This window comes from Cobetia sp. 3AK (genome assembly GCF_029846335.1).
In the GTDB taxonomy this organism is placed as follows: Bacteria; Pseudomonadota; Gammaproteobacteria; order Pseudomonadales; family Halomonadaceae; genus Cobetia; species Cobetia marina.
The window spans coordinates 16,410-42,867 of the sequence record NZ_JARWKR010000006.1; the positions used below are offsets into that span (position 1 = coordinate 16,410).

Sequence of the window (26,458 nt, forward strand, 5' to 3'; positions counted from 1 at the left end):
ATCTCTCCTTCACTGAGGCCGGCTCCACTGCCGACGCCTTGAGTGGCTTGCGGGCCGCTGTCGCAAGCGGCTACCCCTCAGACCTCAGGGCGAGAGACGTCACATTCAATGCAATTCTGCCAATGACTTGCCGCGCACGCCGGGCGAGCACACCTCAGCGAGAAGAGATCCCTAGGTTTTCCAGCACCTTGAGACACGGCCCGGCCTGGTTGAGGGTATAGAAATGCAGACCCGGCGCGCCGCCATCCAGCAGACGCTGACTCATCCGCGAGATCACCTCGGTACCGAAGGCCTGGAGGCTCTCGCTGTCATCGGCGTAGCTCTCGAGCTGCCTGCGAATCCAGCGCGGAATCTCGGCACCGCAGGAGTCGGAGAAACGCGCCAGCTTGGTGTAATTGGTGATCGGCATGATGCCCGGGATGATCGGCTGCTGGATGCCCAGATCACGTGCTCGCTCCACGAAGTGGAAGTAGGCATCGGCATTGAAGAAGTACTGGGTGATGGCGATGTCGGCCCCGGCATTCATCTTGCGTGCGAAGTTCTCCAGATCCATACGGTAGTTGTCAGCCTGCGGGTGACACTCCGGGTAGGCGGCCACCGCGATCTCGAAATGATCGCCGGTCTCGTCACGCACGAACTCCACCAGCTCATTGGCATGGCGCAGTTCACTGCGCGCGCCCATCCCGGACGGCAGATCACCGCGCAGCGCCACCAGGCGCTTGATGCCCTGCTCGCGATACTCGCCGAGAATCTCGCGCAGCTCACCACGGTCGCTGCCGACACATGACAGATGCGGCGCCGTGCAGATACCGCTGCTGCGCACGGACTGCACGGTATTGAAGGTGCGCTCACGCGTGGAGCCACCAGCGCCATAGGTGACCGAGAAGAATGCCGGGTCCAGCGCGGCCAGACGGTCACGGACACCCATCAGCTTTTCACGTCCCACCTCGGTATTCGGTGGAAAGAACTCGAAACTGATGCCTGAGGGGTGTTCGCTGGCGCTCATGGGGCGGCCTCCTGATCGGTCGTGTCCGGCATTGATGTTCTTGTGCCGCACACGTCGCGGTGTGCGTGCTGCCGTGTGACGCTGCGCTGATGACACAAGCACGCGCACGGTGCATGTCATGCATCATGACCTGCGCCTCGATCCACGGCCAATGAAAGGTTTTCGCCTCAACATCAATATCATTCATATAAGAATCTGCTTTCTTATAACCACAACGCCTTACCCGACTCACCTGCTGCGCGACATCCTCCCTGCGGCCTGAGCGGGCGCCGTTTTCGAGATGACGTCGGCACATGACTCACGGCATGATGGCTCGCATGCCCTCGCCCCGCTTCACAAGGAACCGTGATGGATCACCTGGATCTGCAGCAACCGCTCTGGATGCTGATCACCTTCGTTGCCATCGGCGCACTGTGCGCCCGCAAGCTGGCCATCGACCCACGCCCCATCGCTACCTTGCTGATCTACGTGATCGCGCCGCTGACCTTCTTCCGCGGACTGGTGCTAGGCGAGCCCTCCTTGAGCGATCTGGGTCTGACACTGGGCCTGTTCACGCTGTCGAGCCTCATCTGTCTGCTGGTGCGTCCACTGGCCGCGAAGTTCTTCCCGCCGCAGGAGGCCGCCTTGCTCGCCTTCTCTTCCGGCACCGGCAACACCGGCTACTTCGGCCTGCCGGTCGCGATGCTGTTGCTACCGCCGGAAGGCGTGACCCAGTACCTGTTCTGCCTGCTCGGCATCACCCTGTATGAGTTCACGCTGGGCTTCTACGTCAGTGCGCGCGGGCAGTTCTCGATGCAGCAAAGTCTGGTGAAGATCGCGCGGCTGCCGCTGATCTACGCCTTCATGGCCGCACTGCTGGTCGGCACGCTGGGGCTCCAGGTGCCGGGGGCGGTCATGGAGGGGCTCGACTACTTCAAGTACAGCTACACGGTGCTGGGCATGATGATCATCGGCATGACGCTGGGGGGCATCAGCCTGCGCGAGGTCGACCCGCGCTTCATCCTGGCCGCGACTGCCCTGCGTTTCGTGATGTGGCCGCTGCTGAGTCTGGGCAGCGTGATGCTGCTGGGCAGCCTGTTCGCACTCGACCCGGTACTGGCGCAGGTCCTGCTGCTGCTGGGGGTGGTGCCGATGGCCGCCAATGTGGTCGTGCTGGCCATCGAGCTGAACATCCAGCCGGCCAAGGGCGCGATCGCGGTGATGCTGACTACCCTGGCGGCCCCGCTGATCATCCCACTCTACCTGTCATGGATGCTGACGATCAGCGGGCTGGGGTGAGGCTCAGGCCCCGGCCATCTCGGGGGTGACGGCCTCGGTGGCGGGTGGCACGACCTGACGCGGCATCACATGACGCGGGGCGCTTTCGAGAATCTGCCCCTGCCAGTCGATCAGATGCAGTGCGCCGTCGCCATCTTCCGCCAGCGCAGTGCAGTGCTCTACCCAGTCGCCGTCGTTGCAGTAGAGCACGCCATCCTCGACCCGAAAGCCCGCCTGGTGGATATGCCCACCGACATAGCCATCCAGGCCTTCGAGACGGGCCTGGCGCATGGCCGCCTCCTCGAACTGGGCCACGTAGCGCTGGGCGACGCCACTGCGGCGCTTGAGCGCGCTGGCCAGCGACCAGTAAGGCAGACCGAACATGCCACGCGCGCGGTTGCACCAGCGATTGAGCGACAGGATGAAGCCGTGCATGCCATCCCCCAGCGTGAGCAGCCACGGCGCGATGCGCACATGGGTATCGAATTCATCGCCGTGGGAGACCAGCAGGCGGCGCCCGCTGCCGGTGGTGTGGATCGCGCGCCGCTCGATGCTCACGTTGTGGAGCTTGAGGCCGCAGAGCCGACGGAAGGCGGCATCGTGATTGCCGGGAATGTAGATGACCTCGCAGCCACTGCGTGCCAGGCGCAGTACCCGCGCCACCAGCGCCTGCTGGTCCTTGTCGAGCACCGCACGCTTGCGCATCGCCAGCAGATCCACGATATCGCCGACCAGATACAGACGCTCAGGGCGCACGCGCCGCAGCAGCTTCGCGAGCAGCGCCGCCTGACAGTCCGGCGTGCCCAGATGCACGTCCGAGATGAACAATGTCCGCACCTGGCCGAGTGACGCATGCCGTGGCGCCGCCTCTGCAGAAGACGCCGGAGAAGACGGGGGAGCGAAGTGCGGCACGGGCATGTCAGTTACCTCTGATCAATCACCTCGGGATCGGCGAGCGCAGACAGACATGGCTACGCCCCGGATTGCCGGACCAGAGTGACCGCGTGCGATGACGCCTCCATAACAGGACCATGACCGGGCGATGACAACTAGCCGCTCACGCCTGCTGATTGCTCCCCTTTACCACCGCATGCCGGCCGGCGCGCTTCTGACGGTACATGCGATCATCCGCGATGTGGATGAGATCCTGCACGCTGATCTCGCCCTGCAGTACCGAGTCATGCGTGACCCGCCCGATGCTCACCTCGACCGGAAAGGCGATCTGCTCCTCGAGACGTTGCGCCTCCAGGTGATGCATCAGCTGATTCGCCGCCTGCTGACTGGCCATGTCGCAGGCCCCGGGCAGCACGACCAGAAACTCGTCTCCGCCCAGACGGCAGGCCATCCCTTCCTCTCCCGCGGCCTGTGCCGCGCCTGCGGCGACCAACTGGATCAGCCGGTCCCCCTGGGGATGGCCAAAGGTGTCGTTGACGTACTTCAAGCGATCGACATCCACGAACAGGATGGATAGACACCGGCGTTCTCGCAGGCTGGCGGCCAACGTCCTGTCGAGAAACTCGAGACCACAGCGGCGGTTGGGCAGACTGGTCAGCAGGTCATGGTTGGCACGGTATTCCAGCTCATGCTGCTGCGTGAGCAGCTGCTGATTCATGTGGCTGAGCTCGGCGTTGCGCACCTCCAGTGCCCGGCGCAGCTTGACGGTACGCAGGAAGGTGGAGCTGCGAGCGTGCGCCAGCGCCGGCGCCATGATCATCGTCGCGATCATGTAGGCACCTCCCGCGCCGGCAAGGTCCTTGAGCGAGAGCGGGCTCAGCCATAGAAAGAGCGGCAGATAGCCCAGTATCAACGGCAGACTGCTGACCAGCTGGTACCGCCAGCCCCACACCAGCCACGCCGGCATGGCGATCAGCATGGAGGTCGAGAAGCTCAGGTTCCACAGCGATAGCGTGATGGCATCCTGGATCATCGTCGCGCCGAAGCAGAAATACAGATTGGCGCAGACGGCGCCGAGCAATGCGATATCGTCGGGTCGACGTGGCTGGCGACGCAGTAGCGTCACACACAGCACACAGACACCGAGAAGCAGAAAGCGCCCGAGCCACAGGGTCGGCCAGGCGTCAGGGACCTGGAAGTAATCGAACAGCAGAAAGCACGCCAGACCCGCCATCGCGAACAGCACGAAGGTATGATTGAGTCGCGCCCGATAATGGCGAGACTCCTCATCCTCCATCTCACTGCATGGCATGAGGTGATCATGGAACGACACGGCACGTCCTCTCGGAAAGCTGGGGCATGGCCTCATGCTACACCTGCCGCCAGCCTCCCCCTATCCCGACGGCTCGCGTCCCGCCAACGCTACTGCCACGAGTCCTGGCGGCGAGATGCACTCAGGGCCCGATACCGGGAAGGTACGGGCCCTGAGCGTCTCGACGTGACTCGCGCCTTTCGCCTGCGGTCAGACGACCTTGCCGCGTGAACCAGCAGGCACATAGATGCGCGCGGAGGCAGCATCTCCCAGCCAATATCCCGAGAAGATGCCATACAGCCCTGCCGCCATCAGGCCGCCGATGAACAGCGTGAAGTGGGTGATGTCACCCAGCGGCAGGAAGCTGATGACCAGCGTCACCGCCGAGGAGGCCAGCAACGCCTTGACCGCCGCGACATTGACGCCCTTCTCGAAGAAATACTCTCCCTGCGCGCTGTCGGTGAACAATGCCCGGGTGTTGATGCCGCCCTTGTGGATCAAGTAGTGATCGAACAGGATCACGCCATACACCGGGCCGATGGCCGCGGCGAGAATGCCCACGGTGTACTGGATGATCTCCGGATTGTTGAACAGATTCCACGGCGTGATGAAGATGGAGCCGACGGCGGCGAGCATGCCGCCCATCCGCCAGCTGATGCGCGACGGCGCCACATTGGAGAAATCGAACGCCGGTGACACGAAGTTGGCCACGATGTTGATGCCGATGGTCGCCAGCACCAGGGTCAGGATGCCCAGCGCCGCCGCGACACCGTTGTCGATGCGCGCGACAGTCTCCATCGGGTCATGCAGCATCTCGCCGAAGATGGGCTGCGTGCCGGACACTACTACCACGGTGATGACGGCAAACAGCAGGAAGTTGACCGGCAGGCCCCAGAAGTTGCCACGCTTCACGTCACCAGGCGTGGCGCAGTAACGCGAGAAGTCACCGAAGTTGAGCGTCGGACCCGCGAAGTAGCCCGCCACCAGGGCCGCGGCGATCACCATCTGCCACAGGGCATCACTGCCGGAGAGTGTCTTGCTGCCCAGCGTGAAGCTGATGTTGTCCCAGCCGGCCTGCCAGACGATCCAGCCCGCCAGCGCGAACATCACCACATAGACCGCCGGCCCGGCGAAATCGATGAAACGGCGCACCGCGTTCATGCCCCACCAGAACACCAGCGCCTGCAGCACCCACATGAACAGGAAGCAGTACCAGCCAAGCTGCGAGAGGCCGAGGTACTGGACCTCGGTCAGCCCCTCCAGCGACGGCACGTAACGCAGCAGCACCAGCATCAAGGCATGTGCCGCCAGATACGTCTGGATGCCGTACCACACCACCGCGATCAGCCCGCGGATGATCGCCGGGATATTGGCACCATAGATGCCGAAGGACTGGCGGCATACCACCGGAAACGGTACCCCCGTCTGCTGGCTGGGCCGCGAGATCAGATTGGCGAACACCTGCACCACCAGAATCCCCACCAGCATCGAGACCAGAATCTGCCAGCTGGCCAGGCCCAGGGTGAACAGACTGGCGGCGAAGACATAGCCACCGACACTGTGCACGTCGGACATCCAGAACGAGAAGATGTTGTACCAGTTCCAGTTCTGCTCGCAGGGCGCGAGGTCGTCGTTGATGAGCCGCTTGCTGGCGTTGCTCAGGTCAGGGGGAGTCTGGGGTGTCATTGTTGTCTCCAGAGGGGGCTTGGTGCCCGAGTGGACGTTCCGTCCGTGGGCCGGTCACGAGGCATCACGCCTCGCCATGCCTATCCCCCTATCAACAAGCATGCCAATGAAACACATGTTGCGGCTTTTCAATCTCCCAGCGTTTCCCCCAGCCCCCATTCTGCCTGCACCTCCTGCCAGTACTACCTCTCAAGCCGAAATCGCTGCCCCCTCAAGCACCATCGATTCCCCCTGCATTCGCCATATGCACCACCAGGGCGCACCAGCGATGAAACGAACGTTGCTGAAGCGGTGATTGCCCGTCTGGCACGAATGCTGCTCACGTATTGACCATCCTGCTCGAACGTCTCACCCATCCCCGCGAGCCTAACCTCATCACAGGAGACACGCGCCATGTTGCGTCTCAAGGTCATCAATCCCAACACCAGCCAGGCGATGAGCCAGCAGATGGCGCACTCGCTGCAACGACAGCTCGCGGACGACGTCCGACTCGAGGTACTGACCGCCGAGCATGGCGCCCCCAGCATCGAGACAGCCGTCGAGGAAGCCATGGCGGTGGTCGCGCTGCTGAGTCTGATCGCCCGGGACAGGGAAGGCCTGCTGGACACGCCCCCCGCCGATGGCTATCTGCTGGCCTGCTTCGGTGACCCCGGCCTTGAGGCCGCCCGCGAACTGAGCCCCGTGCCGGTGATCGGCATCGCCCAGGCCGCCATGCACATGGCCACGCTGGCGGCACCCTCCTTTGCCATCGTCACCAGCATGACCAGCACGCTGCCGATGTCCGAGCAGCTGCTGGAGCGCTATGCGATGCGTCCGCTGTGCAAGGCACTGCTGGCCTGTGACGTCCCGGTACTGGCGCTGTCCGAGGCGCGCACTCCCCCGCAGGCGCTGCTCGAGAGCTGTGAGCAGGCCAGGGCGAGCGGTGCCGGCAGCATCGTGCTGGGCTGCGCCGCGATGGGCCCGCTGCGCGACGCCATCGCTCGGGATATCGGTCTGCCGGTGGTCGACCCGCTGCTGGCGGGACGGGATCTGCTGCTGACATTGATGCGCCAGCCCGCCGTCACCCGCGCGGCGCCGGGCGGCGAGGCCAAGTCGCTCAGCGGCGTCTTTGCCCGGGGGCTGGCCGCCCTCTGACCTGCCATTGCGATGCCATTGGCTTGCCTCTCTCGACAGCAACGAAAACGCCCCCTCACTGCTGTCAGTGAGGGGGCGTTTCTCTTGGCAGGCTCTGACTCAATGCTGGTCGTGCGGCGCCTCCGAGCGAGAGCGATCCCCGACGACTGCGGTCACCAGCTTGCCGATGCTCAACCCCTGCACGAGGATCGAGAACAGCACGATGATGTAGGTGGTGACCACCAGCGGCTCGCGGAAGTCACCTTCGGGAATCGCCAGGGCCAGTGCCACCGAGATGCCGCCACGCAGTCCCCCCCAGGTGAGCACGCGCGTGGTGCCGGCCCGGAAGGTATACCAGCGCCGCAAGATGCTCAGCGGAATGCCGATCAGCGCCAGACGCGAGAGCAGGATGACCGCCACCAGCGCCAGGGCGATGCCGATCGAGGTCAGGGTGATCGGCATCAGCACCAGCTCGAGGCCGATCAGCACGAACAGCACCGCGTTGAGGATCTCGTCGACCAGCTCCCAGAAACCGTCCAGATAGCGGCGGGTGTTGTCGGACATGGCGCCATCACGCGCCATGTTGCCGATGATCAGCCCCGCCACCACCATCGCGATGGGGCCGGAGACGTGCAGCGCCGAGGCCAGCGCGTAGCCGCCCAACACCAGCGCCAGGCTCAGCATCACCTCGACCTGATACTGGTCGATGCTGCGCATCAGCTGATAGACCAGCGCACCCAGTGCCAGCCCGAGCAGAATCCCGCCGCCGGCTTCCTCGAGGAACAGGAGCCCCATGTGGCCGAGCTCGACCTCACCGCTGCCCGCCGAGGCCGCGCTCAACAGCGCGGTGAACAGCACCACCGCCACGCCATCATTGAACAGTGACTCGCCGACGATGCGGATCTCCATGTCGGCAGGCGCTCCGGCGCTGCGCATGATGCCGAGCACGGCGATCGGGTCGGTGGGCGAGATCAACGCGCCGAACACCAGGCAATACAGGTAGGGCACCTCGATGCCGGCCCACTGGAACAGCCACCAGGCGGCGGAGCCGATCACCAGGGTCGAGACCAGCACGCCCAGCGTGGCCAGCAGGCCGATGGAGCGGCGATAGGCCTTCAGACGCGAGAGATCCACGTGCAGCGCACCGGCGAACAGCAGGAAGGACAGCATGCCGTCCATCAGCAGGCTGTTGAAGTTGATGCGCCCCAGCCAGTCTTCCGCGATGTCGGCCACGACGGTGGTCACCGCGAAGTGATCCAGCCCGATCACGCCGAGTGACAGCACCAGACCGATGGCCATCACGCCGATGGTCGGGGGCAGGCGCAGGACCCGGTGGTTGAACCACATGCACACGGCAGTGATGGTAATGAACAGTGCAGCGAGATTGAGCATCCGAAAACGGTCCTTTGCAGTGGCGCCGATACCCTGGAGGGCATGACGTCCTTGTCATTCGTCTTTCATACGAGCTGATGCGGAGAGCCACTCGCGTGGCCAGCAGCGCTGATCGTGACTGCCATAACGGGTCGTGACTGCCAGAACGGGTCGTGACTGCCAGCACTGGCCGTGATTCCCAGCACTGGCCGTGACTACCAGAGATCACCGTGACGTTCACGGTGACAGAGATAGAGACGCAGCTCGAACTCACGTTGATGATACTCCGGCTGCATGTGACAGCAGAGTCGATAGAACGCCTTGTCGTGGGCCTTCTCGCGCAGATGCGCCAGCTCATGGACCACGATCATGTTCAGCAGCGGCTCCGGCAGGCGCCGAAACAACGACGAGATGCGGATCTCGTGCTTGGCCTTGAGCTTGTTGCCCTGCACCCGCGACACGAAGGTGTGCAGCCCCAGGGCGTTGTCGATGACGTGAATCCGGTCGTCATAGATCACCTTGCTGATCGGCGCCGAGCTGCGCAGGTGCTGATTCTTCAGCGCCATGGTGTAGTCATGCAGCGCACGGGCCCCCTGCAGCTGATGAGGCTCGGGATATCTAGCGAGAAAGAAGGCTGCCGTCTTGCCCGACGCCAGCAGTTCACTCGCCTGCTGTTGGATCTCGGGGCCGTAGCCCTTGAGATAGCGTAGATCAGCCACTGGGCCTCTCTCCTGTTGCTGTCCCACAAAGGGTCAGACCTGCGTGTCAGTCGGGCTCGCGCCGCTAACGCTCCACCAGAGACAAGAAAACCCGCCGAAGCGGGTTTTCCTGTCATGACACTGAGCCGGCAGGGGCGAGATGTCCCTCCCCTGCCAGGCCTGTCGAGCTGACGACCTTACAGGCCGGCAGCAGCCTTGAGGCCAGCGGCACGGTCGGTCTTTTCCCACGGGAAGGCGGTGAAGGTTTCGGTCTTCTTCTCGCCGGTCACGTCGGTCCAGCTGTAGCTGTGCTCGAACGGCTCACGACCGAAGTGGCCGTAGGCAGCGGTCAGCTGATACATCGGGTGCGCCAGATCCAGCATGGTGGTGATGGCATACGGACGCAGGTCGAAGTGCTCGCGCACCAGCTCGACGATCTTGGCATCGCTGATCTTGCCGGTGCCGAAGGTGTTGATCGAGACGGAGGTCGGCTCGGCGACACCGATGGCGTAGGAGACCTGGATCTCGCACTTGTCGGCCAGACCGCTGGCGACGACGTTCTTGGCCACGTAACGACCGGCATAGGCGGCGCTGCGATCGACCTTGGACGGGTCCTTGCCGGAGAAGGCACCACCACCGTGACGGGCCATGCCGCCGTAGGTGTCGACGATGATCTTGCGGCCCGTCAGACCACAGTCACCCACCGGGCCACCGATGACGAAGTTGCCGGTCGGGTTGATGTGGTATTCGGTGGTCTCGGACAGCCACTCGGCCGGCAGGACCTGCTCGATGATCTCGCGCTTGACCATCGCGCGCAGGTCTTCCTGGGACACTTCCGGGTCATGCTGGGTGGACAGCACGACGGCTTCGACGGCGACCGGCTTGCCGGCTTCGTCGTAGCGGAAGGTGACCTGACTCTTCGCATCCGGACGCAGCCACGGCAGCATGCCGTTCTTGCGCAGTTCCGCCTGACGCTCCACCAGACGGTGAGCGTAGTGGATCGGCGCCGGCATGAAGGAGTCGGTCTCGTTGGTGGCATAGCCGAACATCAGGCCCTGGTCGCCCGCGCCCTGATCTTCCGGCTTGGTGCGATCGACGCCCTGGGCGATATCGACGCTCTGCTTGCCGATCAGGTTCAGGACACCACAGGTCTCGCCGTCGAAACCGACATCGGAAGAGGTGTAGCCGATATCCGTGATGACACGACGTACCAGCTCCTCGAGATCGACCCACGCGCTGGTGGAGATCTCACCGGCCACGATGGCCACGCCTGTCTTGACGAGCGTTTCGCACGCCACGCGTGCCTGCTTGTCGCGCGCGATGATGGCATCGAGCACGGCATCGGAAATCTGGTCGGCAATCTTGTCCGGGTGCCCTTCGGACACGGACTCGGATGTGAAGAGTGAGTATTCGCTCATTGGTCCTCGACCCTCTTTTCGGATGCGGGGATGATTCGGCCACTGACGGCAGATGGCTGCTTGAGACCGAGTAGAAACACGCTTGCGGCGCACGTTGAGGACTGACACAGACGGCCCGGCCTCGGGGGGGCGAGTTTACACGCCACTTATGTGAGTGCCTAGCGCCATGCGGACTGCACGACGGCCGTTTCGAGACCTTTTTGCCACAAGAAGGACACCAACCGGCATAAGTCAGCAAGACGCATGGACGGCTGCGGGGCCCGGATGCGATTTGCCGCGCCCCGTCATCTCGGTGACAATACTGGCCCGGAGATCGCGTACGGGCGAAGCTTCGTACGCACAAGGTTCACGCGACGCACTGTCCTTTCCGGCGCGCTGCGCACCACAGGCAGAACGCCGTGATTCATTGCCACACTCTTGACGCCCCGCAGGCGAGGAGCTATTGCATGCCTTCCCGTTTTGACCTGGCCAACGCCATCCGTGCACTTTCCATGGACGCCGTTCAGAAGGCCAAGTCTGGCCACCCCGGCGCCCCCATGGGCATGGCCGACATCGCTGAAGTGCTCTGGAACGACCACCTCAAGCACAACCCGGCCAACCCGAACTGGGCCGACCGTGACCGCTTCGTGCTGTCCAACGGCCACGGCTCCATGCTGCTCTACTCCCTGCTGCACCTCACGGGCTACCAGCTGAGCCTTGAAGATCTGCAGAACTTCCGCCAACTGCATTCCAAGACCGCCGGTCACCCGGAATACGGTTATGCGCCGGGTATCGAGACCACCACCGGCCCGCTGGGCCAGGGGCTGGCCAATGCCGTGGGCATGGCGATCGCCGAGAAGACACTGGCGGCGCAGTTCAACCGTCCGGGCCACACCGTCGTCGACCACACCACCTGGTGCTTCCTGGGCGATGGCTGCCTGATGGAAGGCATCTCCCACGAGGTCGGCTCGCTGGCCGGCACCCTGGGTCTGGGCAAGCTGGTCGCCCTGTATGACGACAACGGCATCTCCATCGATGGGGAAGTCGAAGGCTGGTTCACCGATGACACCGCCAAGCGCTTCGAAGCCTATGGCTGGCACGTCGTGGCCAACGTCGACGGCCACAAGCCGGAAGAGATCAACGCCGCCATCGCCCTGGCCAAGAGCCACGACGACAAACCGAGCCTGATCATCTGCAAGACCGTCATCGGCTTCGGCTCCCCGAACAAGGAAGGCACCGAGTCCTGCCACGGCGCTCCGCTGGGTGATGACGAAGTCGCGGCGACCCGCGAGAAGCTGGGCTGGACCCACGCACCCTTCCACATCCCGGAAGACATCTATCAGGGCTGGGATGCCAGCGAGCGCGGCGCCAAGCTCGAGAGTGACTGGGATGCGCGCTTCGCCCGTTACGCCGACGCGCACCCGGAACTGGCCGCCGAGTTCACCCGTCGTCTGGAAGGCAAGCTGCCGCACGCCCTGAGCAGCGAGAAGATGATCGAGGATGCTCAGGCCGCCGGCGACAGCCCGGCGTCGCGCAAGGCCTCCTTCGAGTGCCTGAACCAGCTCGGCCCGCAGCTGCCGGAACTGCTCGGCGGCAGCGCCGACCTCGCCCCGTCCAACCTGACCTTCTGGAAGGGCGCCCAGGCGATCACCCGCGAAGACTTCAGCGGCAACTACCTGCATTACGGTGTGCGTGAGTTCGGCATGGGCGCGATCATGAACGGCGCCGGTCTGCACGGCGGCTTCATCCCGTACGGCGCGACCTTCCTGATCTTCATGGAGTACATGCGCAACGCCGTTCGCATGGCCGCCCTGATGGGTCAGCAGGCCGTCTACGTCTTCACCCACGACTCCATCGGTCTGGGCGAAGATGGCCCGACGCACCAGCCGATCGAGCAGCTGACCAGCCTGCGCACCACGCCGAATCTGTCCACCTGGCGTCCGGCGGATGCCGTGGAGACCGCAGCCGCCTGGGATGCGGCCATCAAGCGTCACTCCGGCCCGACCGCGCTGATCCTGTCGCGTCAGAACCTTCCGCACCAGAACCGCGACAAGGCCCAGCTGGCCAACATCAGCCGTGGCGGTTACGTGCTGAAGGACGCCGCCAACGGCCAGCCGGAACTGATCCTGATCGCCACCGGCTCCGAAGTCGGTCTGGCGATGGATGCCGCCGCCGAGCTGGAAGCCGCCGGTCGCGCCGTGCGTGTCGTGTCCATGCCGGCCACCGACCTGTTCGATGCCCAGGACGCGGAATACCGCGAATCCGTGCTGCCGTCCTCCGTCACCGCGCGCGTGGCGATCGAAGCCGGGCATCGTGACTACTGGTTCAAGTATGTCGGCCTGAACGGCGACATCATCGGCATGGAGACCTTCGGGGAATCCGCGCCGGCTGGCGACCTGTTCAAGCACTTCGGCTTCACGGTCGAGAACGTGGTCGAACGCGCCAACACGCTGCTGGGCTGATCACCGCCTGACTCACCCCGTCGATGACGGAGTGGGACGCAGATCGACGCCGCCGCCTCCCGATGGGAGCGGCGGCGTTTTCGTCTGTGCGACACTCGAGAAGCCCTCCACCGTCACCGGCTGTCGCCTGTAGTCGACGCGCTCCATGTCAGTCACAGCTTGATGACACGATTCATCCTGCATGAACGGTCATTCTCCGGCGATCCAGCCCTCGACAGACAGTGCGGATGGCGACTACACAACCCCTCCAGTTGGGTAGTGTGACTACGTGTTCTTAGACGAAAAAAACCAGAAATCAGGCGCTTGCGCGCCTTTCGCTCCCTCCGCCCAGCAAAGCGATGCGCTACCATGGACCCCCTGAAAAACACCCGGAACGAGACCTCATTGAGCCATCAGTCCCCTCTGCCCACCTCCGACGCCTCCCAGGAGGCCAGCATGCGCCTTCGCCAGGGGAACGCCCCCTTGCGAGTGGCCATCAATGGCTACGGACGCATCGGTCAGTGTGTGCTGAGAGCGCTGGTGGAACGTGAAGCACGTGGCGAGACGCTGCCACTGGAAGTGGTGGCGATCAACGAGCTGTCAGACCTGGACACCATTACCTATCTGACACGCTACGACACCACCCATGGCCGCTTCCCCGGCACGGTGGAGCAGCGCGACGGCCAGCTGGTCGTCAACGGCCATGCGATCAGCATCCTGTCCGAGGCCAATCCAGACTGCCTGCCCTGGCGGGCACTGGGGATTGACCTGGTCCTGGAGTGCTCCGGCAGCTTCAAGGACCGGGCCACCGCCGAGCGCCATCTGTCGGCAGGCGCGGGACGGCTGCTGTTCTCCCAGCCCGGCGATACCGACGCCGATGTCGATGCCACCATCGTGTGCGGCATCAACCAGTCGGCGCTGGCCCCCGCCGGGACAGGGCAGGACGCTGGCGGCATGCGCATCGTCTCGGCGGCGTCGTGTACGACCAATTGCCTGATCCCGATCCTCACGGTGCTGGAGCAGGCCTTCGGGCTGGAGCGTGGCGTCACCACTACGGTGCATTCGGCGATGAACGACCAGCCGGTGATCGACGCCTACCACCAGACGGACCTGCGCCTGACGCGCTCCGCGATGAGTTCGATCGTGCCGGTGGATACGGGGCTGGCCAAGGGCATCAACCGCCTGATGCCGCATCTGGAAGGACGCTTCGAGTGTCTGCACCTGCGGGTGCCGACCATCAACGTGTCCTGCATGGACATGTCCATCGAGGTGAAGCGCGACGTGAGCGCGGACGAGGTCAATGACCTGCTGCGCGAGGCCTGCGCACGACGCCTGCAGGGCCTGATGGGGTTGAGCGAGGAGCCGACGGCGTCCATCGACTTCAACCACGATCCGCGCTCGGGTATCGTGGATGCGACCCAGACCCGTGTTGCCGGCGGCCGGCTGATCAAGATGCTGTGCTGGTTCGACAACGAATGGGGCTTTGCCAATCGCATGCTGGACGTCGCCACCCATTGGCACGCCTGCGAGATGACAACGCCTCTGGCGACGGGAGCTCTCTCCACCGATTCACGACCAAGGAACCCGTCATGAACGTGCAAACGATGACCGCCCTCGACCTGTCAGGCAAACGCGTGCTGATCCGCGAAGATCTCAACGTGCCGGTTCGCAATGGTCAGGTGACCAGCGACGCGCGTATCCGCGCCAGCCTGCCGACCATCACGGCGGCCCGCGATGCGGGAGCGCGCGTCATGCTGATGAGCCATCTGGGCCGTCCCACCGAAGGGCAGCCGGAAGAGCAGTTCTCTCTGGCACCGGTCGCGGCACACCTGGGCGAGCTGCTGGGCAGCCCGGTGCGTCTGATCACCGACTATCTCGACACGGCACCGGACGTCGCCGAGGGCGAGGTCGTGCTGCTGGAAAACGTGCGCTTCAATGCCGGCGAGAAGAAGGACGATGAAGCGCTGTCTCGCGCCTACGCCGCCCTGTGCGACATCTACGTGATGGACGCCTTCGGCACTGCGCACCGCGCCCAGGCCTCCACCCATGGCGTGGCACGCTTCGCCCCGGACGCCTGCGCCGGCCCGCTGCTGGCTGCCGAGCTGGAAGCCCTCGAGAAGGCACTCGCCGCGCCGCGCGCGCCGATGGTCGCCATCGTCGGCGGCTCCAAGGTCTCCACCAAGCTGGACGTGCTCAAGGCGCTGTCCGACAAGTGCCATCAGCTGATCGTCGGTGGCGGCATCGCCAACACCTTCATCGCCGCCGCCGGTTACAACGTCGGCAAGTCGCTCTACGAGGCTGACCTGCTCGATACCGCTCGCGCGCTGATGGACAAGGTCGAGATCCCGCTGCCCACCGACGTCGTCGTGGCCACCGAGTTCTCCGACAAGGCCGAGGCCATCGTGCGTGACGTTGCCGACGTGCGTGATGACGAAATGATTCTGGATATCGGCCCGGACACCGCCTCCCGCTTCGGGGCGCTGCTCAAGGATGCCGGCACCATTCTGTGGAACGGCCCGGTGGGCGTGTTCGAGATCGACCAGTTCGCCAACGGTACCGAGAAGCTGGCCATGGCCATCGCCGAGAGCGACGCCTTCTCCATCGCTGGTGGTGGGGACACCCTGGCGGCCATCGACAAATACGCTGTCGAGTCCCGCGTGTCCTACATTTCTACCGGTGGCGGTGCCTTCCTCGAGTACGTGGAAGGCAAGACGCTACCGGCCGTGGCGGCATTGGAAGCCGCTGCAAGCTGACCCGGGCTGCGCTCGAATGGCGCAGCGACAAGGTCCTCATCGACTGTCCCGGTACCCTGAGCCAGCCACATGCCCGGGGTACCCGGTAACTGGGTCACGGTAACAGGGCCATCCTCTGCCTGCGGCACAGGGTGGCCAGACGCTACTCCCTTTTCCATTCCCCAAGAAGACAGGTGATGTCATGGCATTGATCAGCATGCGCCAGATGTTGGACCACGCAGCCGAGTACGGATACGGCATTCCCGCGTTCAACGTCAACAACCTCGAGCAGATGCGCGCCATCATGGAAGCCGCCGACCACACCGACTCTCCGGTGATCGTCCAGGCCTCTGCAGGCGCTCGCAAATACGCCGGCGCGCCGTTCCTTCGCCACCTGATTCTGGCCGCGATCGAGGAATTCCCGCATATCCCGGTGGTCATGCACCAGGATCACGGCACCTCGCCAGCCGTCTGCCAGCGCTCCATCCAGCTGGGCTTCAGCTCGGTGATGATGGACGGTTCGCTGGGGGAAGATGGCAAGACCCCGACAAGCTACGAATACAACGTCGATGTGACCCGTCGCACCGTCGAGATGGCGCATGCCTGTGGCGTGTCCGTCGAAGGCGAACTGGGTTGCCTCGGCTCGCTGGAAACCGGCATGGCCGGTGAAGAAGATGGCATCGGTGCCGAAGGCAAGCTGGACCACGACCAGATGCTGACCGACCCCGAAGAAGCCGCCGACTTCGTCAAGAAGACCCACGTCGATGCCCTGGCCATCGCCATCGGCACCTCCCACGGCGCCTACAAGTTCACCAAGCCGCCGACGGGTGACACCCTGTCCATCCAGCGCATCAAGGAGATCCACGCCCGCATCCCCGAGACTCACCTGGTGATGCACGGCTCTTCCTCCGTGCCGCAGGACTGGCTGGAAATCATCAACGAATACGGTGGCAAGATTCCGGAAACCTACGGGGTTCCGGTCGACGAGATCGTCGAAGGCATCAAGCACGGTGTGCGCAAGATCAACGTCGATACCGACCTGCGCCTCGCCTCCACCGGCTCCATCCGTCGTTTCATGGCCCAGAACCCGTCTGAATTCGACCCGCGCAAGTACCTCAAGGAATCCGTGAAGGCGATGCGCGACATCTGCATCGCACGCTACGAAGCCTTCGGTGCTGCCGGCCACGGCAGCAAGATCGACCCGATCAACCTCGAAGCGATGTTCGAGCGTTACCACCGTGGCGAGCTGGACCCGAAGATCAACTGATCTGACGGCCATGCGCACGACGGCATGAACGAAAGGCGGCCCGCAGGGGCCGCCTTTTTTTGACGCATCAGGGTGCCGCTGCCGACGCGCACGGGTATCCTTTCCTCAGGCACCGCCGACAACGCATCATTTTTCTGGTACCGCAGGAGACATCATGGCCTCGCTCAAGGATCAACTTTCCGGGCTTGTCTATTCCACTGAACACGGCGCCACCTGCCCCGAATGCCGCCGCGCCGAAGCCGACTGCGAGTGCGCGGACCTCGCCGAGCGCGAACGCCTGGCAAGCCTCGATGGCGTGGTGCGTATCCGCCGCGAGACCAGCGGCCGCAAGGGCAAGGGCGTGACCACCGTGAGCGGGATTCCGCTGGCGGAGAAGGAACTCAAGGCGCTTGCCAAGACTCTCAAGCAGCGGTGTGGCACCGGCGGCAGCCTCAAGGACGGTATCGTGGAGATCCAGGGCGATCACCGCGAGACGCTCAAGACCGAGCTGACGCGACGCGGCTATACCGTCAAGCTGGCCGGCGGCTGAACCTGCACGCCCCGGCATCCGTCTCATCAGACATCTCGGTTGGCGGCGTATCGCCGACCGCACAAGGGACCTCCATGCTGAAACTCTCCATGCCTCATCCTTCCCGCTCTCTGGCCATCGGCGCACTGCTGCTCGGCACGCTGGGGCTGGCGGGCTGCATGACCGGCCCTGACTTCGCTCAGCTGGAGGCACGCGTGGTGCCACAGCAGGCCTTCCAGGCACCGGGTGATGCGCTGCTGGAGGTCCGCCTGGTGGATATCTCCAGAGCCGATGCACCGGCCAACCTGATCGCCAGCACCCGCTTCGGCGGTCTGCGCCAGGGGCCTTTCCCGGTCAGCCTGCAATATGATCGCAATGCCATCGAGGATGGCCATCGCTATGCACTGCAGGCCGACGTGCGCAGTGACGGCAAGCTGTACTGGATCAATGACAGCGTGGTGCCGGTACTGGACACTACCCACAACGCAGCGCAGGGTGAGGTCGAGGTGCCGATCGTGCCGCTGCCACGTGCGCTGGGCCACTGAATACGCTCCCCTCTCCTGTAGATAGGACATCCCGATGGATTGGCTGGAATACCTGTTACCTGTCTTCTTTCTCACCCCGCTGGGCGCCATCGCGCTGGTGGTGCTGGGCATGCGCGGCCTGCATGAGCGCCGCATCCAGTCACCCCTGACCCGCCGCCAGCTGCGCGAGCCGGGCCAGAGCCTGCGAGACCGCCTCGATGACGCCTTCCAGTCATTGTTTCTCGATGGCGCACTGGGACCGCTCATCACCCTGAGCCCGCTGATCTATGGCATGGGACGCATGGTGTTCGGCGAAGAGCAGAACTGGCTGGAGTGGGCGGGCTATGGACTGGCCTGCGCGCTGTTCGTGCTGATCTTCGCGCTGCGCCTCACCCGCCACTTCCAGCGCATCCGCAAGTTGAAGCTGGGGCTGGCCTGCGAGCTGTCCATCGGCCAGGAGCTGGATCAGCTCATTCGCCCGGAGCAGTTGAGCAGCGTGGTCTATCATGACGTCCCCGCCGACGGCTTCCATATCGACCATCTGGTGCTCACGCCGCTCGGTGCCTATGCCATCCGCACCAAGGCGCGCTCGCGTCCGCTGGATGCTCTGGGAGCGATCAAGAACGAGGTCAAGCTGGAGGATGGGCGTCTGCACTTCCCCGGCGGGCGCGAGCGCAAGCCGCTGCGCGAGACACGCGTCGCGCGTGACTGGACTGCCGCCTGGCTCAAGCGCGAGTGTGGTGTCGAGGTACCGGTGCACGGCATTCTGGCGCTGCCGGGCTGGCAGATCATCCGGCGTGGTGAACAGCGCAAGGGCGACCCGGACGTCGTCAATGGCGAAGGGCTGGCCGAGTGGCTCAGCACCCATTGCATGACCCCGGAGGATGGCTGCCCGGCGCTGGATGAGGCACTCAAGCAGCGCATCAACGAGGCGATTCTGCTGCGGGTACAGGCCGAACGTATGGAAACGCCCTAGGCCAGCGACTGGCGGCCTCCCATCCGCCCGTCACAAGGACTTGCCAAGCGGGCCGGCGCGACGTTAAATACGCGCCGGTCCAGCCCTGGCTCCTTGATCGCGCCATCGCAATGATGGCGCTTCTGGCGACATATCCCCCATGAAACTCATCACCTTCGACGCATTTCGCACTCTCGGTATCGCCGGCGTTCGCTATATCAAGCCGGAACGCATGCTGGATCACCTCGACGAGATCCGCGCCGCCGACATCCTGCTGTTTCCCGAATACTGGCAGATCACCACCCTGGTCTATGGCCTGGGAAAACGCATCTTCCCGAGCCTGCCCAGCTACGCCATCGGCCACGACAAGGTCGAGCAGACGCGCGTCTTTCAGGCCATCTGCCCGGACAATGTGCCGCCCACCGAGATTCGGGGTGCCAGCCGTCAGGCAATCGACGACATCGAGGCACGCTTCGGCTATCCGCTGATCGTCAAGGAAGTGAAGAGCTCCATGGGGGCCGGGGTGAAGCTGATCCAGTCACGTGGCGAGCTGGAAGCCCACGCAGCCGAGCACCCGGTGCTGTATGCCCAGCCGCGGCTGGATATCGATCGCGACCTGCGCATCGTGGTGGTCGGTGGCGAAGTCATCACTGCCTACTGGCGCGTCACGCCGCTGGGCGGCTATCGCTCCAATGTCAGTCAGGGCGGCGAGACGGCCTATGACAACATCCCGGCGCCCGCCATCGAGCTGGCGCTGCAGCTGGCCGAGGCGCTGAGTGTCGACCACGCCGGTTTCGATATCGCGATGGTCGATGGCCATCCGATGGTCTTCGAGTTCAATCGTCTGTTCGGCAACCAGGGCATTCAGGACAGTTCACGGCGTATCGGTGCCGCCATCAGTCGCTATCTGGCCCTCGACAATGACGACAAGGACCCGACGCCGCCGGTGCTGACACCGCGCCGCTCCCGCAGCGAGACACTGCAGGAAACCGCCTGAGTCATCGCCCCTGAGACTCACCAGCTCCGTCATCCAGACGACAGAAAGCCGCCCCGAGGGGCGGCTTTCTGTCGTCGGCGGCCTGATCCTTCAGGCCGGCCGGATCACAGTCGGGAAGGACGGCTGTGCGGGTCGCCTTCGACATGATCCTTGGGCGTGTCCTGCTGCGGCTTGCCCGCCGCAGGCACGTCCTCGTCCGGAATCTCCCAGGTGCCCTCTTCCGTCCAGGGGTCGTCTTCCGGGAATTCCTCGATATTGATCTCCTTGACCGTGTAATCCGGCTGATAGCGCAGGTCATAGTGCGCGGCGCGCACGATGGAGATGCACAGCAGCAACGCCACCGCCAGCAACGGCACGCCGCCGATGATCGAGGCCGTCTGCAGGGTTTCCAGCCCGCCGACGAACATCAGCACGATCGGCATGAACGACAGCGCGAAGGCCCAGAAGAGACGGTTCCAGCGCATCGGCTCCTCATCCACTTCCTTCTGGACCACGGCCGCCAGGATATAGGAGATGGAGTCGAAGGTGGTGGCCGTGAAGATCAGTGCCAGCAGCGTGAAGGCAAAGATCACCACATAGTCCAGCGGCAGGGTATGCAGCATGGCGAAGATGGCAGCGGTCGGGCTCTGCTCGTTGAGTATGGTCACCACGTCCAGCTCACCTGACAGCTGCAGGTACAGGCCGTAGTTGCCCATCACCATGAAGAACAGGAAGCAGCCCATGGTGCCGAAGAACATCGAGCCCGCCACCATCGCGCGAATGGTGCGACCCCGCGAGATGCGCGCGATGAACAGCCCCACGCTGGGCGCGAACACCAGCCACCAGGCCCAGTAGAAGATGGTCCAGTCCTGCGGGAAGTGGGTGTTCTCGAAGCCCTTGAACTCGGCGAACGGCTCAAGCCAGGTCGCCATGTGGATCAGATTGCTCATCACGCGCCCCAGCGCGTCCAGACCGGTATTGGCCATGAACAGGGTCGGACCTGCGATGAAGATGAACAGCAGCAACCCGACCGCCAGCCAGAAGTTGATGTCCGACAGCAGCTTGATGCCCTTCTTGAGCCCCACGTAGGCGCTGTAGCCGAACAGCGCGGTACACACCAGCAGCACGACGACCTGGGTCATCAGCGACTTGGGTACGCCGAACAGCTCATGCACCCCCTCGTTGATCATCGGAGCTGCCAGACCGAGCGTGGTCGCCCCGCCACCCAGCATGCCGAAGACGAAGCTGATGTCGACCAGCTTGCCCAGCCAGCCACGCGCCAGCTTTTCGCCGAGCACCGGCATCAGCGCCTCGGAAATCTTCAGGACACTGTGGTGACGCACGTAGTAGAAGTAGGCGATCGGCACGGCGGGAATCAGATAGATCGCCCATGCCAGCGGCCCCCAGTGGAAGATACCGTAGGCGGCGGCCCATTCCGCGGCCTCCGGTGTCTGACCTTCCACGTGGAACGGCGGCGACTGGTAGTAGTAGACCCACTCGATCATCGACCAGTAGAGGATGGAGGCCCCGATACCGGCGCAGAACAGCATGGCCGCCCACGACACGATCGAGAACTCGGGCTTCTCTTCGGCGTCGCCCAGCTTGATCTGCCCGATATCACTGAAGATGATGTAGATCATGAAGCCACCGGCTCCGACACCCAGCATCAGGTAGAGCACACCCAGCTTGCTGGTGACGAAATTCTTGGCCGCCGATACCCACATCGCACCCTGCTCGGGGAAGATGACCAATGGCAACGTCACTGCCAGCAGCAGAAAGATCGAGCCGAAGAAGGTCGGCTTGTCGATCATGTCGAAGGCCTTCTCTGGCTTGTTCTCCGCGTTGGCAGCGGTTCCTCCGGGGGTTTTCTTGCTCATAAATAAGCCTCGTTTATCGTTATCACCCTGCATGATAATAGCTTATCATGAATGAAAAGTGACCTGCGCGTTCACACTTCGTACAAAGCTAGTACAACAACTCGATAGGCTACGTAAAGAAAATTTACCGCTTGTCAGCGCAAGGACATCACGCGAGACAGCAGCCGGCCAGGATGACGTCGACGGAGACATCGAGGAAAAGAGGGACGGAGGGAAAGCGGGAAAGGAGTTGCCGGAACAGATGGGGCGCGTGACCGGCAGGAGGCCGGCAAGGCAACGCGGAGATGACACGGCAGACCACGACTGCCCGGCACGGCTTGCCGGACAGTCGTCATGCTCGAGCGGATGGCTCAGTCGCCGCGCAGGCGGCCACCCATCTCCTGAGCGAGGTCCACTGCGAAGTGATCGGTCATGCCGCCGATGAAATCGAGCATGCGCCGGTAACTGCGGTAGAGATCCCAGTCACGCGTCGGGGTGTTCTCGCCGATCAGCGCCAGCACGCGCTGATGCTTGAAGCTGGAGCGCCCCGTGGTGTGCAGCTCATGGGCAGCCCCGATGAAGGCTTCGAGCAGGATGCCCAGCGTGGTGTAGGCGCCGATTTCCAGCTTGGCCTTGCGCTCGTTGCGAAAGATCTTCTGGCGCGCCAGATTCTTGGCTTCCCGCACGCCCCAGCCGAGATCGGGATGACACAGATCCAGCAGGTCCTCACTGAGGGTGCCCGCCAGCAATTCCGCCTCATGCTGCACGAAGGCCTGGGCCACGTCATTGACCGCCCGCTCCATCGCCGCGCCCCTGAGGGCCGCCACCTTGCGCCGCTGTGACGTGCCACGCGCGACCATGTCGTCATACTCCCGCGGCGCGCCACCACTGATGCCGGTCAGAATCTCGTAGACCTCCTCGAACTGCAGTATGCCCATCTCGAGGCCATCCTCGAGATCGAGCAGCGCATAGCAGATGTCATCGGCGGCCTCGACCAGCCATGCCAACGGGTGGCGACACCAGCGGCCATCGTCACGCGCCAGCAGCCCGCAGCGCTCGGCCACCTGATCCAGCAGTTCACGCTCACTCTGGTAGCAACCGAACTTGCCGCCTGCCGTGGCGTGCTTCACCGTCCAGGGATACTTGAGCAGGGTGCCCAGCGTCGCCGCCGTCAGGCGCATGCCGCCATGAAACTGGTTGTATTCGATCTGGGTGACGATACGAAAGCCCTGGGCGTTGCCTTCATAGGTGAGCAGGTCTTCGCGCTCGGCCTCGCTCAGGCCTGACAGACGCCCGTGGTCGCTGGCGGCCTCTGCGGCAAACCAGTCCCGGATGGCATATTCTCCGGCATGCCCGAAGGGTGGGTTGCCGATGTCGTGTCCCAGACAACCGGTCTGGACGATGACGCCGAGGTCGGCGGGCGTCACCCACTCGGGCAGATGGTCCTTCAACTTCTCGCCGACCATCATGCCCAGCGAACGCCCGACGCAGCCGACCTCCAGGGAGTGGGTCAGACGCGTGTGGATGTGGTCGTTGTCGGTCAGCGGATGCACCTGGGTCTTGCGACCCAGCCGTCGGAAGGAGCCCGCGAACACGATCCGGTCGTGATCCTTGTGAAAGGGCGTACGGCCCATCTCACGCGATACGGTGCCCGGTGCGTCATGCAGGCGACTCGGCTCCAGCAGTCGTTCCCAGTTCATTGATGACATCAGGCAACTCCTTGGCAGGCGCCCGAGAAACGACGCCGGCGAGCAGACAACGGTGAATGACGGGCAGAAAAAAAGAGAACAGGGATTGTGGCACCCTGTTCTCTTTCTCTCCAGACCGCTGGGCGGTTCTCCTGTCCGCCCAGACGGTTTCTCGACCCGCTCAGGCGGTTCATCACCCGCTCAGCCAGAGAAGGGCGCTCGGGACTGTCTGGCGCCGGGGCGGCTCAATCCTCGGCCAGCGCCGGCAACAGCACCTTGAGCTTGCGCGTCAGCGTGTTGCGTCCCCAGCCCAGCAACTCGGCGGCCTCGCCCTTGCGACCGCCGGTATGCTTGAGCGCCGTCTCGATCAGGATGCGCTCGAAGTCGGGCACCGCCTCTTCCAGCAGATGGGTGTGGCCGGCGGCGAGCGCGCGGTCCGCCCACTCACGGAAGGCACCACGCCAGTCCCCGGACGCGGCCTCGGTGCCACTGACGTCACGCAGTTCCGGCGGCAGATCCTCGACCATCACCTCGCGGCCCGAGGCCATCACCGTCAGCCAGCGACAGGTGTTCTCCAGCTGGCGCACGTTGCCCGGCCAGTCGAAGCGCGTGAGGTGCTTCTCGGCCGCCTCGGTGAGCACCTTGGGGTCCGTGGCCAGCTCGCGTGCGGCTTCGGCGAGGAAGTGCTGCATCAGGCGCGGGATGTCCTCACGGCGCTCTGACAGCCGTGGCAGGTGGACGCGAATCACGTTGAGGCGGTGGAAGAGATCCTCGCGGAAACGACCATCCTCCACCAACGCCTCCAGGTGCTGGTGGGTCGCGGCGATGATACGCACATCCACCTTGACCGGCGTGATGCCCCCCACGCGGTAGAACTCGCCATCCGCCAGCACCCGCAACAGACGTGTCTGGGTTTCCGCCGGCATGTCGCCGATCTCGTCCAGGAACAGGGTGCCACCATCGGCCTGCTCGAAGCGTCCGCGACGCAGAGCGGTGGCACCGGTGAAGGCGCCCTTCTCGTGGCCGAAGAGCTCTGACTCCATCAGGTCCTTGGGGATCGCCGCCATGTTCAGCGCGATGAACGGCTTGGCCTTGCGGGGCGAATGCTGATGCAGCGCCTGGGCGACACGCTCCTTGCCGGTCCCGGATTCGCCGTTGATCAGTACGGTGATGTGCGACTGGGACAGGCGACCGATGGCTCGAAAGACCTCCTGCATCGCTGGCGCTTCCCCGATGATCTCCTTGGTCAATCCTTCCGGCACCACCGCGGGGGCCTTGGATTCCCGCGCGTGCGCCACGGCGCGCCGCACCAGCGCCAGCGCCTCATCGACATCGAAGGGCTTGGGCAGATACTCGAAGGCACCGCCCTGATAGGAGGCCACGGCACTGTCGAGGTCGGAATGAGCCGTCATCACGATCACCGGCAGGTCCGGATAGCGCTCGCGGACTCGTGCCATCAGATCGAGGCCATCGATACCGGGCATGCGGATGTCGGTGATCAGCACATCCGGGCACTGGCGCATGATGCTGGCTTCTGCCTGATCCGGGCGCTCGAAGCTTTCCACCTCGAGGTCAGGCTGGGCCAGAGCGCGCTCCAGTACCCAGCGGATGGCGCGGTCATCATCGACGATACAGACGCGTGCAGTCTCGCTCATGAGGGATCTCCAGAAGTGCCGGCAAGCGGGATTAATAGTCGGAATTCGGTATGGCCGGGGCGCGAGTCACACTCGATCAACCCCTGATGCTGGTGCAGGATGCCCTGGGCGATGGAAAGCCCGAGCCCTGAGCCTTCGGCGCGCCCCGAGACCATCGGGTAGAACAGCGTCTCGCGCAGCGCCTCGGGAATGCCCGGGCCGTTGTCGCTGATCGCCAGCTCACAGACCAGACGATGGCGCTCATGACCCAGCGTGAACTGCCGCCGGGCCCGCGTGCGCAGGGTGATCTCCCACGGCGCCTCATTGCCATCGGCTGATTCGGGCTGCGGCTGCTCGTTGAGGGCCTGGGTCGCGTTGCGCGCGATGTTGAGCACCGCCTGGATCAACTGGCCTTCATCGCCGATGACTTCAGGAAGGCTCGGGTCATAGTCGGCCGTCAGCTTGATGTGATGCCCTTCCGCCGCCAGCAGGGAGCGCACCCGCTCGGTCACCGAGTGGATATTGACCGGCGACTGCAGCGGTGGCCGATTCGGCCCCAGCATGCGATCGACCAGATCGCGCAGGCGATCCACCTCCTCGATGATGATGCGCGTGAACTCCACCATCTGCGGCTCCGGCAGATCGCGCTCCAGCAACTGGGCCGCGCCCCGGATACCGCCAAGCGGGTTCTTCACTTCATGCGCCAGCCCGCGTGTCAGCACCTTGACGGCTTCCTGCCGAGCGATCAGCGCCTCCTCGCGGGAGATCTGCATCAGACGATCACGCGGCTCGATTTCCACCAGCAGCTCATTGGCGCTGACCGGGGTCGCGGTGAAGTCCACCGTCAGCGGCTCGTTGGCCGCATTGACGATCTCGGCCTCACGCTGGGTATAGGGATGCTGTTCTTCCAGCGCCTTGCGCAGCACCTTGATGGGCTCTTCATCCAGCCCGGTCAGATGTTCAGGGGAGCTGCCCTTGACGCGCACCAGGCTGACCGCCAATAGCGTCTCGGCCGCCGGGTTCAGCCATACCACGCGCAGCTGTGCATCCAGCACCACCACGGCAGTATTCAGGTGTTCGAGCAGTCGTTGATGCATGCCTTTATCCGCCATTCGCAGTACGTCTCCCTGTTCTGCAATAACC

Annotated in this window: 21 protein-coding genes; 10 read left to right on the forward strand and 11 right to left on the reverse strand. The window is 64.1% G+C overall.

Going from position 1 to position 26,458, the window contains the following annotated elements; genetic code table 11:
- Positions 1-154 precede the first annotated feature (154 nt).
- Positions 155-1,006, reverse strand: coding sequence for a methylenetetrahydrofolate reductase [NAD(P)H] (gene metF, locus QD228_RS09835; protein ID WP_077379955.1), 852 nt, complete (start codon positions 1,004-1,006; stop codon positions 155-157).
- A gap of 348 nt (positions 1,007-1,354) precedes the next feature.
- Here metF and QD228_RS09840 point away from each other — a divergent pair, with 348 nt between their 5' ends.
- Positions 1,355-2,284, forward strand: a complete 930-nt coding sequence (locus tag QD228_RS09840; RefSeq protein WP_077379953.1) for an AEC family transporter — start codon at positions 1,355-1,357, stop codon at positions 2,282-2,284.
- Positions 2,285-2,287: 3 nt separating this feature from the next.
- Here QD228_RS09840 and QD228_RS09845 read toward each other — a convergent pair whose 3' ends face one another.
- From QD228_RS09845 to QD228_RS09855, 3 genes are all read right to left on the reverse strand, one after another.
- The gene (locus QD228_RS09845; protein ID WP_279875462.1) at positions 2,288-3,181 is read right to left on the reverse strand and encodes a UDP-2,3-diacylglucosamine diphosphatase; all 894 of its coding nucleotides are present in this window, start codon (positions 3,179-3,181) and stop codon (positions 2,288-2,290) included.
- Positions 3,182-3,320: 139 nt separating this feature from the next.
- Positions 3,321-4,469 carry a diguanylate cyclase gene (locus tag QD228_RS09850; RefSeq protein ID WP_167592949.1) on the reverse strand — a complete coding sequence of 383 codons (1,149 nt, stop codon included), beginning with the start codon at positions 4,467-4,469 and terminating at the stop codon, positions 3,321-3,323.
- Between the two features lie 210 nt (positions 4,470-4,679).
- The gene (locus QD228_RS09855) at positions 4,680-6,155 is read right to left on the reverse strand and encodes an NCS1 family nucleobase:cation symporter-1 (RefSeq protein ID WP_077379947.1); all 1,476 of its coding nucleotides are present in this window, start codon (positions 6,153-6,155) and stop codon (positions 4,680-4,682) included.
- A 393-nt stretch (positions 6,156-6,548) separates the two neighbouring features.
- Between QD228_RS09855 and QD228_RS09860 the strand changes: the two genes are divergently transcribed.
- Positions 6,549-7,289: an aspartate/glutamate racemase family protein gene (locus tag QD228_RS09860; RefSeq protein ID WP_279875464.1), complete on the forward strand. Its 741-nt coding sequence runs from the start codon at positions 6,549-6,551 to the stop codon at positions 7,287-7,289.
- A gap of 99 nt (positions 7,290-7,388) precedes the next feature.
- Here the strand turns inward: QD228_RS09860 and QD228_RS09865 are convergent, their stop codons facing one another.
- The 3 genes from QD228_RS09865 to metK all read right to left on the reverse strand — a co-directional run bounded on the left by QD228_RS09865 (position 7,389) and on the right by metK (position 10,755).
- Positions 7,389-8,660, reverse strand: coding sequence for a sodium:proton antiporter (locus tag QD228_RS09865; protein WP_077379943.1), 1,272 nt, complete (start codon positions 8,658-8,660; stop codon positions 7,389-7,391).
- 194 nt (positions 8,661-8,854) lie between these two features.
- Positions 8,855-9,358, reverse strand: coding sequence for a YgjP-like metallopeptidase domain-containing protein (locus QD228_RS09870; protein WP_279875466.1), 504 nt, complete (start codon positions 9,356-9,358; stop codon positions 8,855-8,857).
- 176 nt (positions 9,359-9,534) lie between these two features.
- Positions 9,535-10,755 carry a methionine adenosyltransferase gene (gene metK / locus QD228_RS09875; protein WP_077379939.1) on the reverse strand — a complete coding sequence of 407 codons (1,221 nt, stop codon included), beginning with the start codon at positions 10,753-10,755 and terminating at the stop codon, positions 9,535-9,537.
- A gap of 446 nt (positions 10,756-11,201) precedes the next feature.
- Between metK and tkt the strand changes: the two genes are divergently transcribed.
- The 8 genes from tkt to QD228_RS09915 all read left to right on the forward strand — a co-directional run bounded on the left by tkt (position 11,202) and on the right by QD228_RS09915 (position 20,158).
- Positions 11,202-13,196: a transketolase gene (gene tkt, locus QD228_RS09880; protein ID WP_279875468.1), complete on the forward strand. Its 1,995-nt coding sequence runs from the start codon at positions 11,202-11,204 to the stop codon at positions 13,194-13,196.
- Between the two features lie 435 nt (positions 13,197-13,631).
- Entirely contained in the window at positions 13,632-14,768 is a 1,137-nt protein-coding gene (locus QD228_RS09885; protein WP_077379935.1) for a glyceraldehyde 3-phosphate dehydrogenase NAD-binding domain-containing protein, read from the forward strand.
- Complete coding sequence (locus tag QD228_RS09890; RefSeq protein WP_279855708.1) at positions 14,765-15,928, forward strand: phosphoglycerate kinase; 1,164 nt, start codon at positions 14,765-14,767, stop codon at positions 15,926-15,928. Before QD228_RS09885 ends, QD228_RS09890 begins: the two co-directional genes overlap by 4 nt.
- 181 nt (positions 15,929-16,109) lie before the next feature.
- Entirely contained in the window at positions 16,110-17,174 is a 1,065-nt protein-coding gene (gene fba / locus QD228_RS09895) for a class II fructose-bisphosphate aldolase (RefSeq protein ID WP_077379931.1), read from the forward strand.
- Positions 17,175-17,328: 154 nt separating this feature from the next.
- Positions 17,329-17,703, forward strand: coding sequence for a translation initiation factor Sui1 (locus QD228_RS09900; RefSeq protein ID WP_279875470.1), 375 nt, complete (start codon positions 17,329-17,331; stop codon positions 17,701-17,703).
- A gap of 74 nt (positions 17,704-17,777) precedes the next feature.
- Positions 17,778-18,227: a YbaY family lipoprotein gene (locus tag QD228_RS09905; protein ID WP_136939537.1), complete on the forward strand. Its 450-nt coding sequence runs from the start codon at positions 17,778-17,780 to the stop codon at positions 18,225-18,227.
- Positions 18,228-18,261: 34 nt separating this feature from the next.
- The gene (locus QD228_RS09910; protein ID WP_077379925.1) at positions 18,262-19,182 is read left to right on the forward strand and encodes a nuclease-related domain-containing protein; all 921 of its coding nucleotides are present in this window, start codon (positions 18,262-18,264) and stop codon (positions 19,180-19,182) included.
- 139 nt (positions 19,183-19,321) lie between these two features.
- Positions 19,322-20,158 carry an alpha-L-glutamate ligase gene (locus QD228_RS09915; RefSeq protein WP_084207730.1) on the forward strand — a complete coding sequence of 279 codons (837 nt, stop codon included), beginning with the start codon at positions 19,322-19,324 and terminating at the stop codon, positions 20,156-20,158.
- 104 nt (positions 20,159-20,262) lie between these two features.
- On the opposite strand, the gene QD228_RS09920 is transcribed toward QD228_RS09915, so the two are convergent.
- The 4 genes from QD228_RS09920 to glnL form a co-directional block, all read right to left on the reverse strand.
- Complete coding sequence (locus QD228_RS09920) at positions 20,263-22,014, reverse strand: BCCT family transporter (protein WP_077379921.1); 1,752 nt, start codon at positions 22,012-22,014, stop codon at positions 20,263-20,265.
- A 350-nt stretch (positions 22,015-22,364) separates the two neighbouring features.
- Entirely contained in the window at positions 22,365-23,702 is a 1,338-nt protein-coding gene (locus QD228_RS09925; protein ID WP_084207729.1) for a deoxyguanosinetriphosphate triphosphohydrolase, read from the reverse strand.
- Positions 23,703-23,926: 224 nt separating this feature from the next.
- Positions 23,927-25,336 carry a nitrogen regulation protein NR(I) gene (ntrC, locus tag QD228_RS09930; RefSeq protein WP_077379917.1) on the reverse strand — a complete coding sequence of 470 codons (1,410 nt, stop codon included), beginning with the start codon at positions 25,334-25,336 and terminating at the stop codon, positions 23,927-23,929.
- Positions 25,333-26,412, reverse strand: coding sequence for a nitrogen regulation protein NR(II) (gene glnL / locus QD228_RS09935; RefSeq protein ID WP_077380022.1), 1,080 nt, complete (start codon positions 26,410-26,412; stop codon positions 25,333-25,335). Before glnL ends, ntrC begins: the two co-directional genes overlap by 4 nt.
- Between the last annotated feature and the right edge of the window lie 46 nt (positions 26,413-26,458).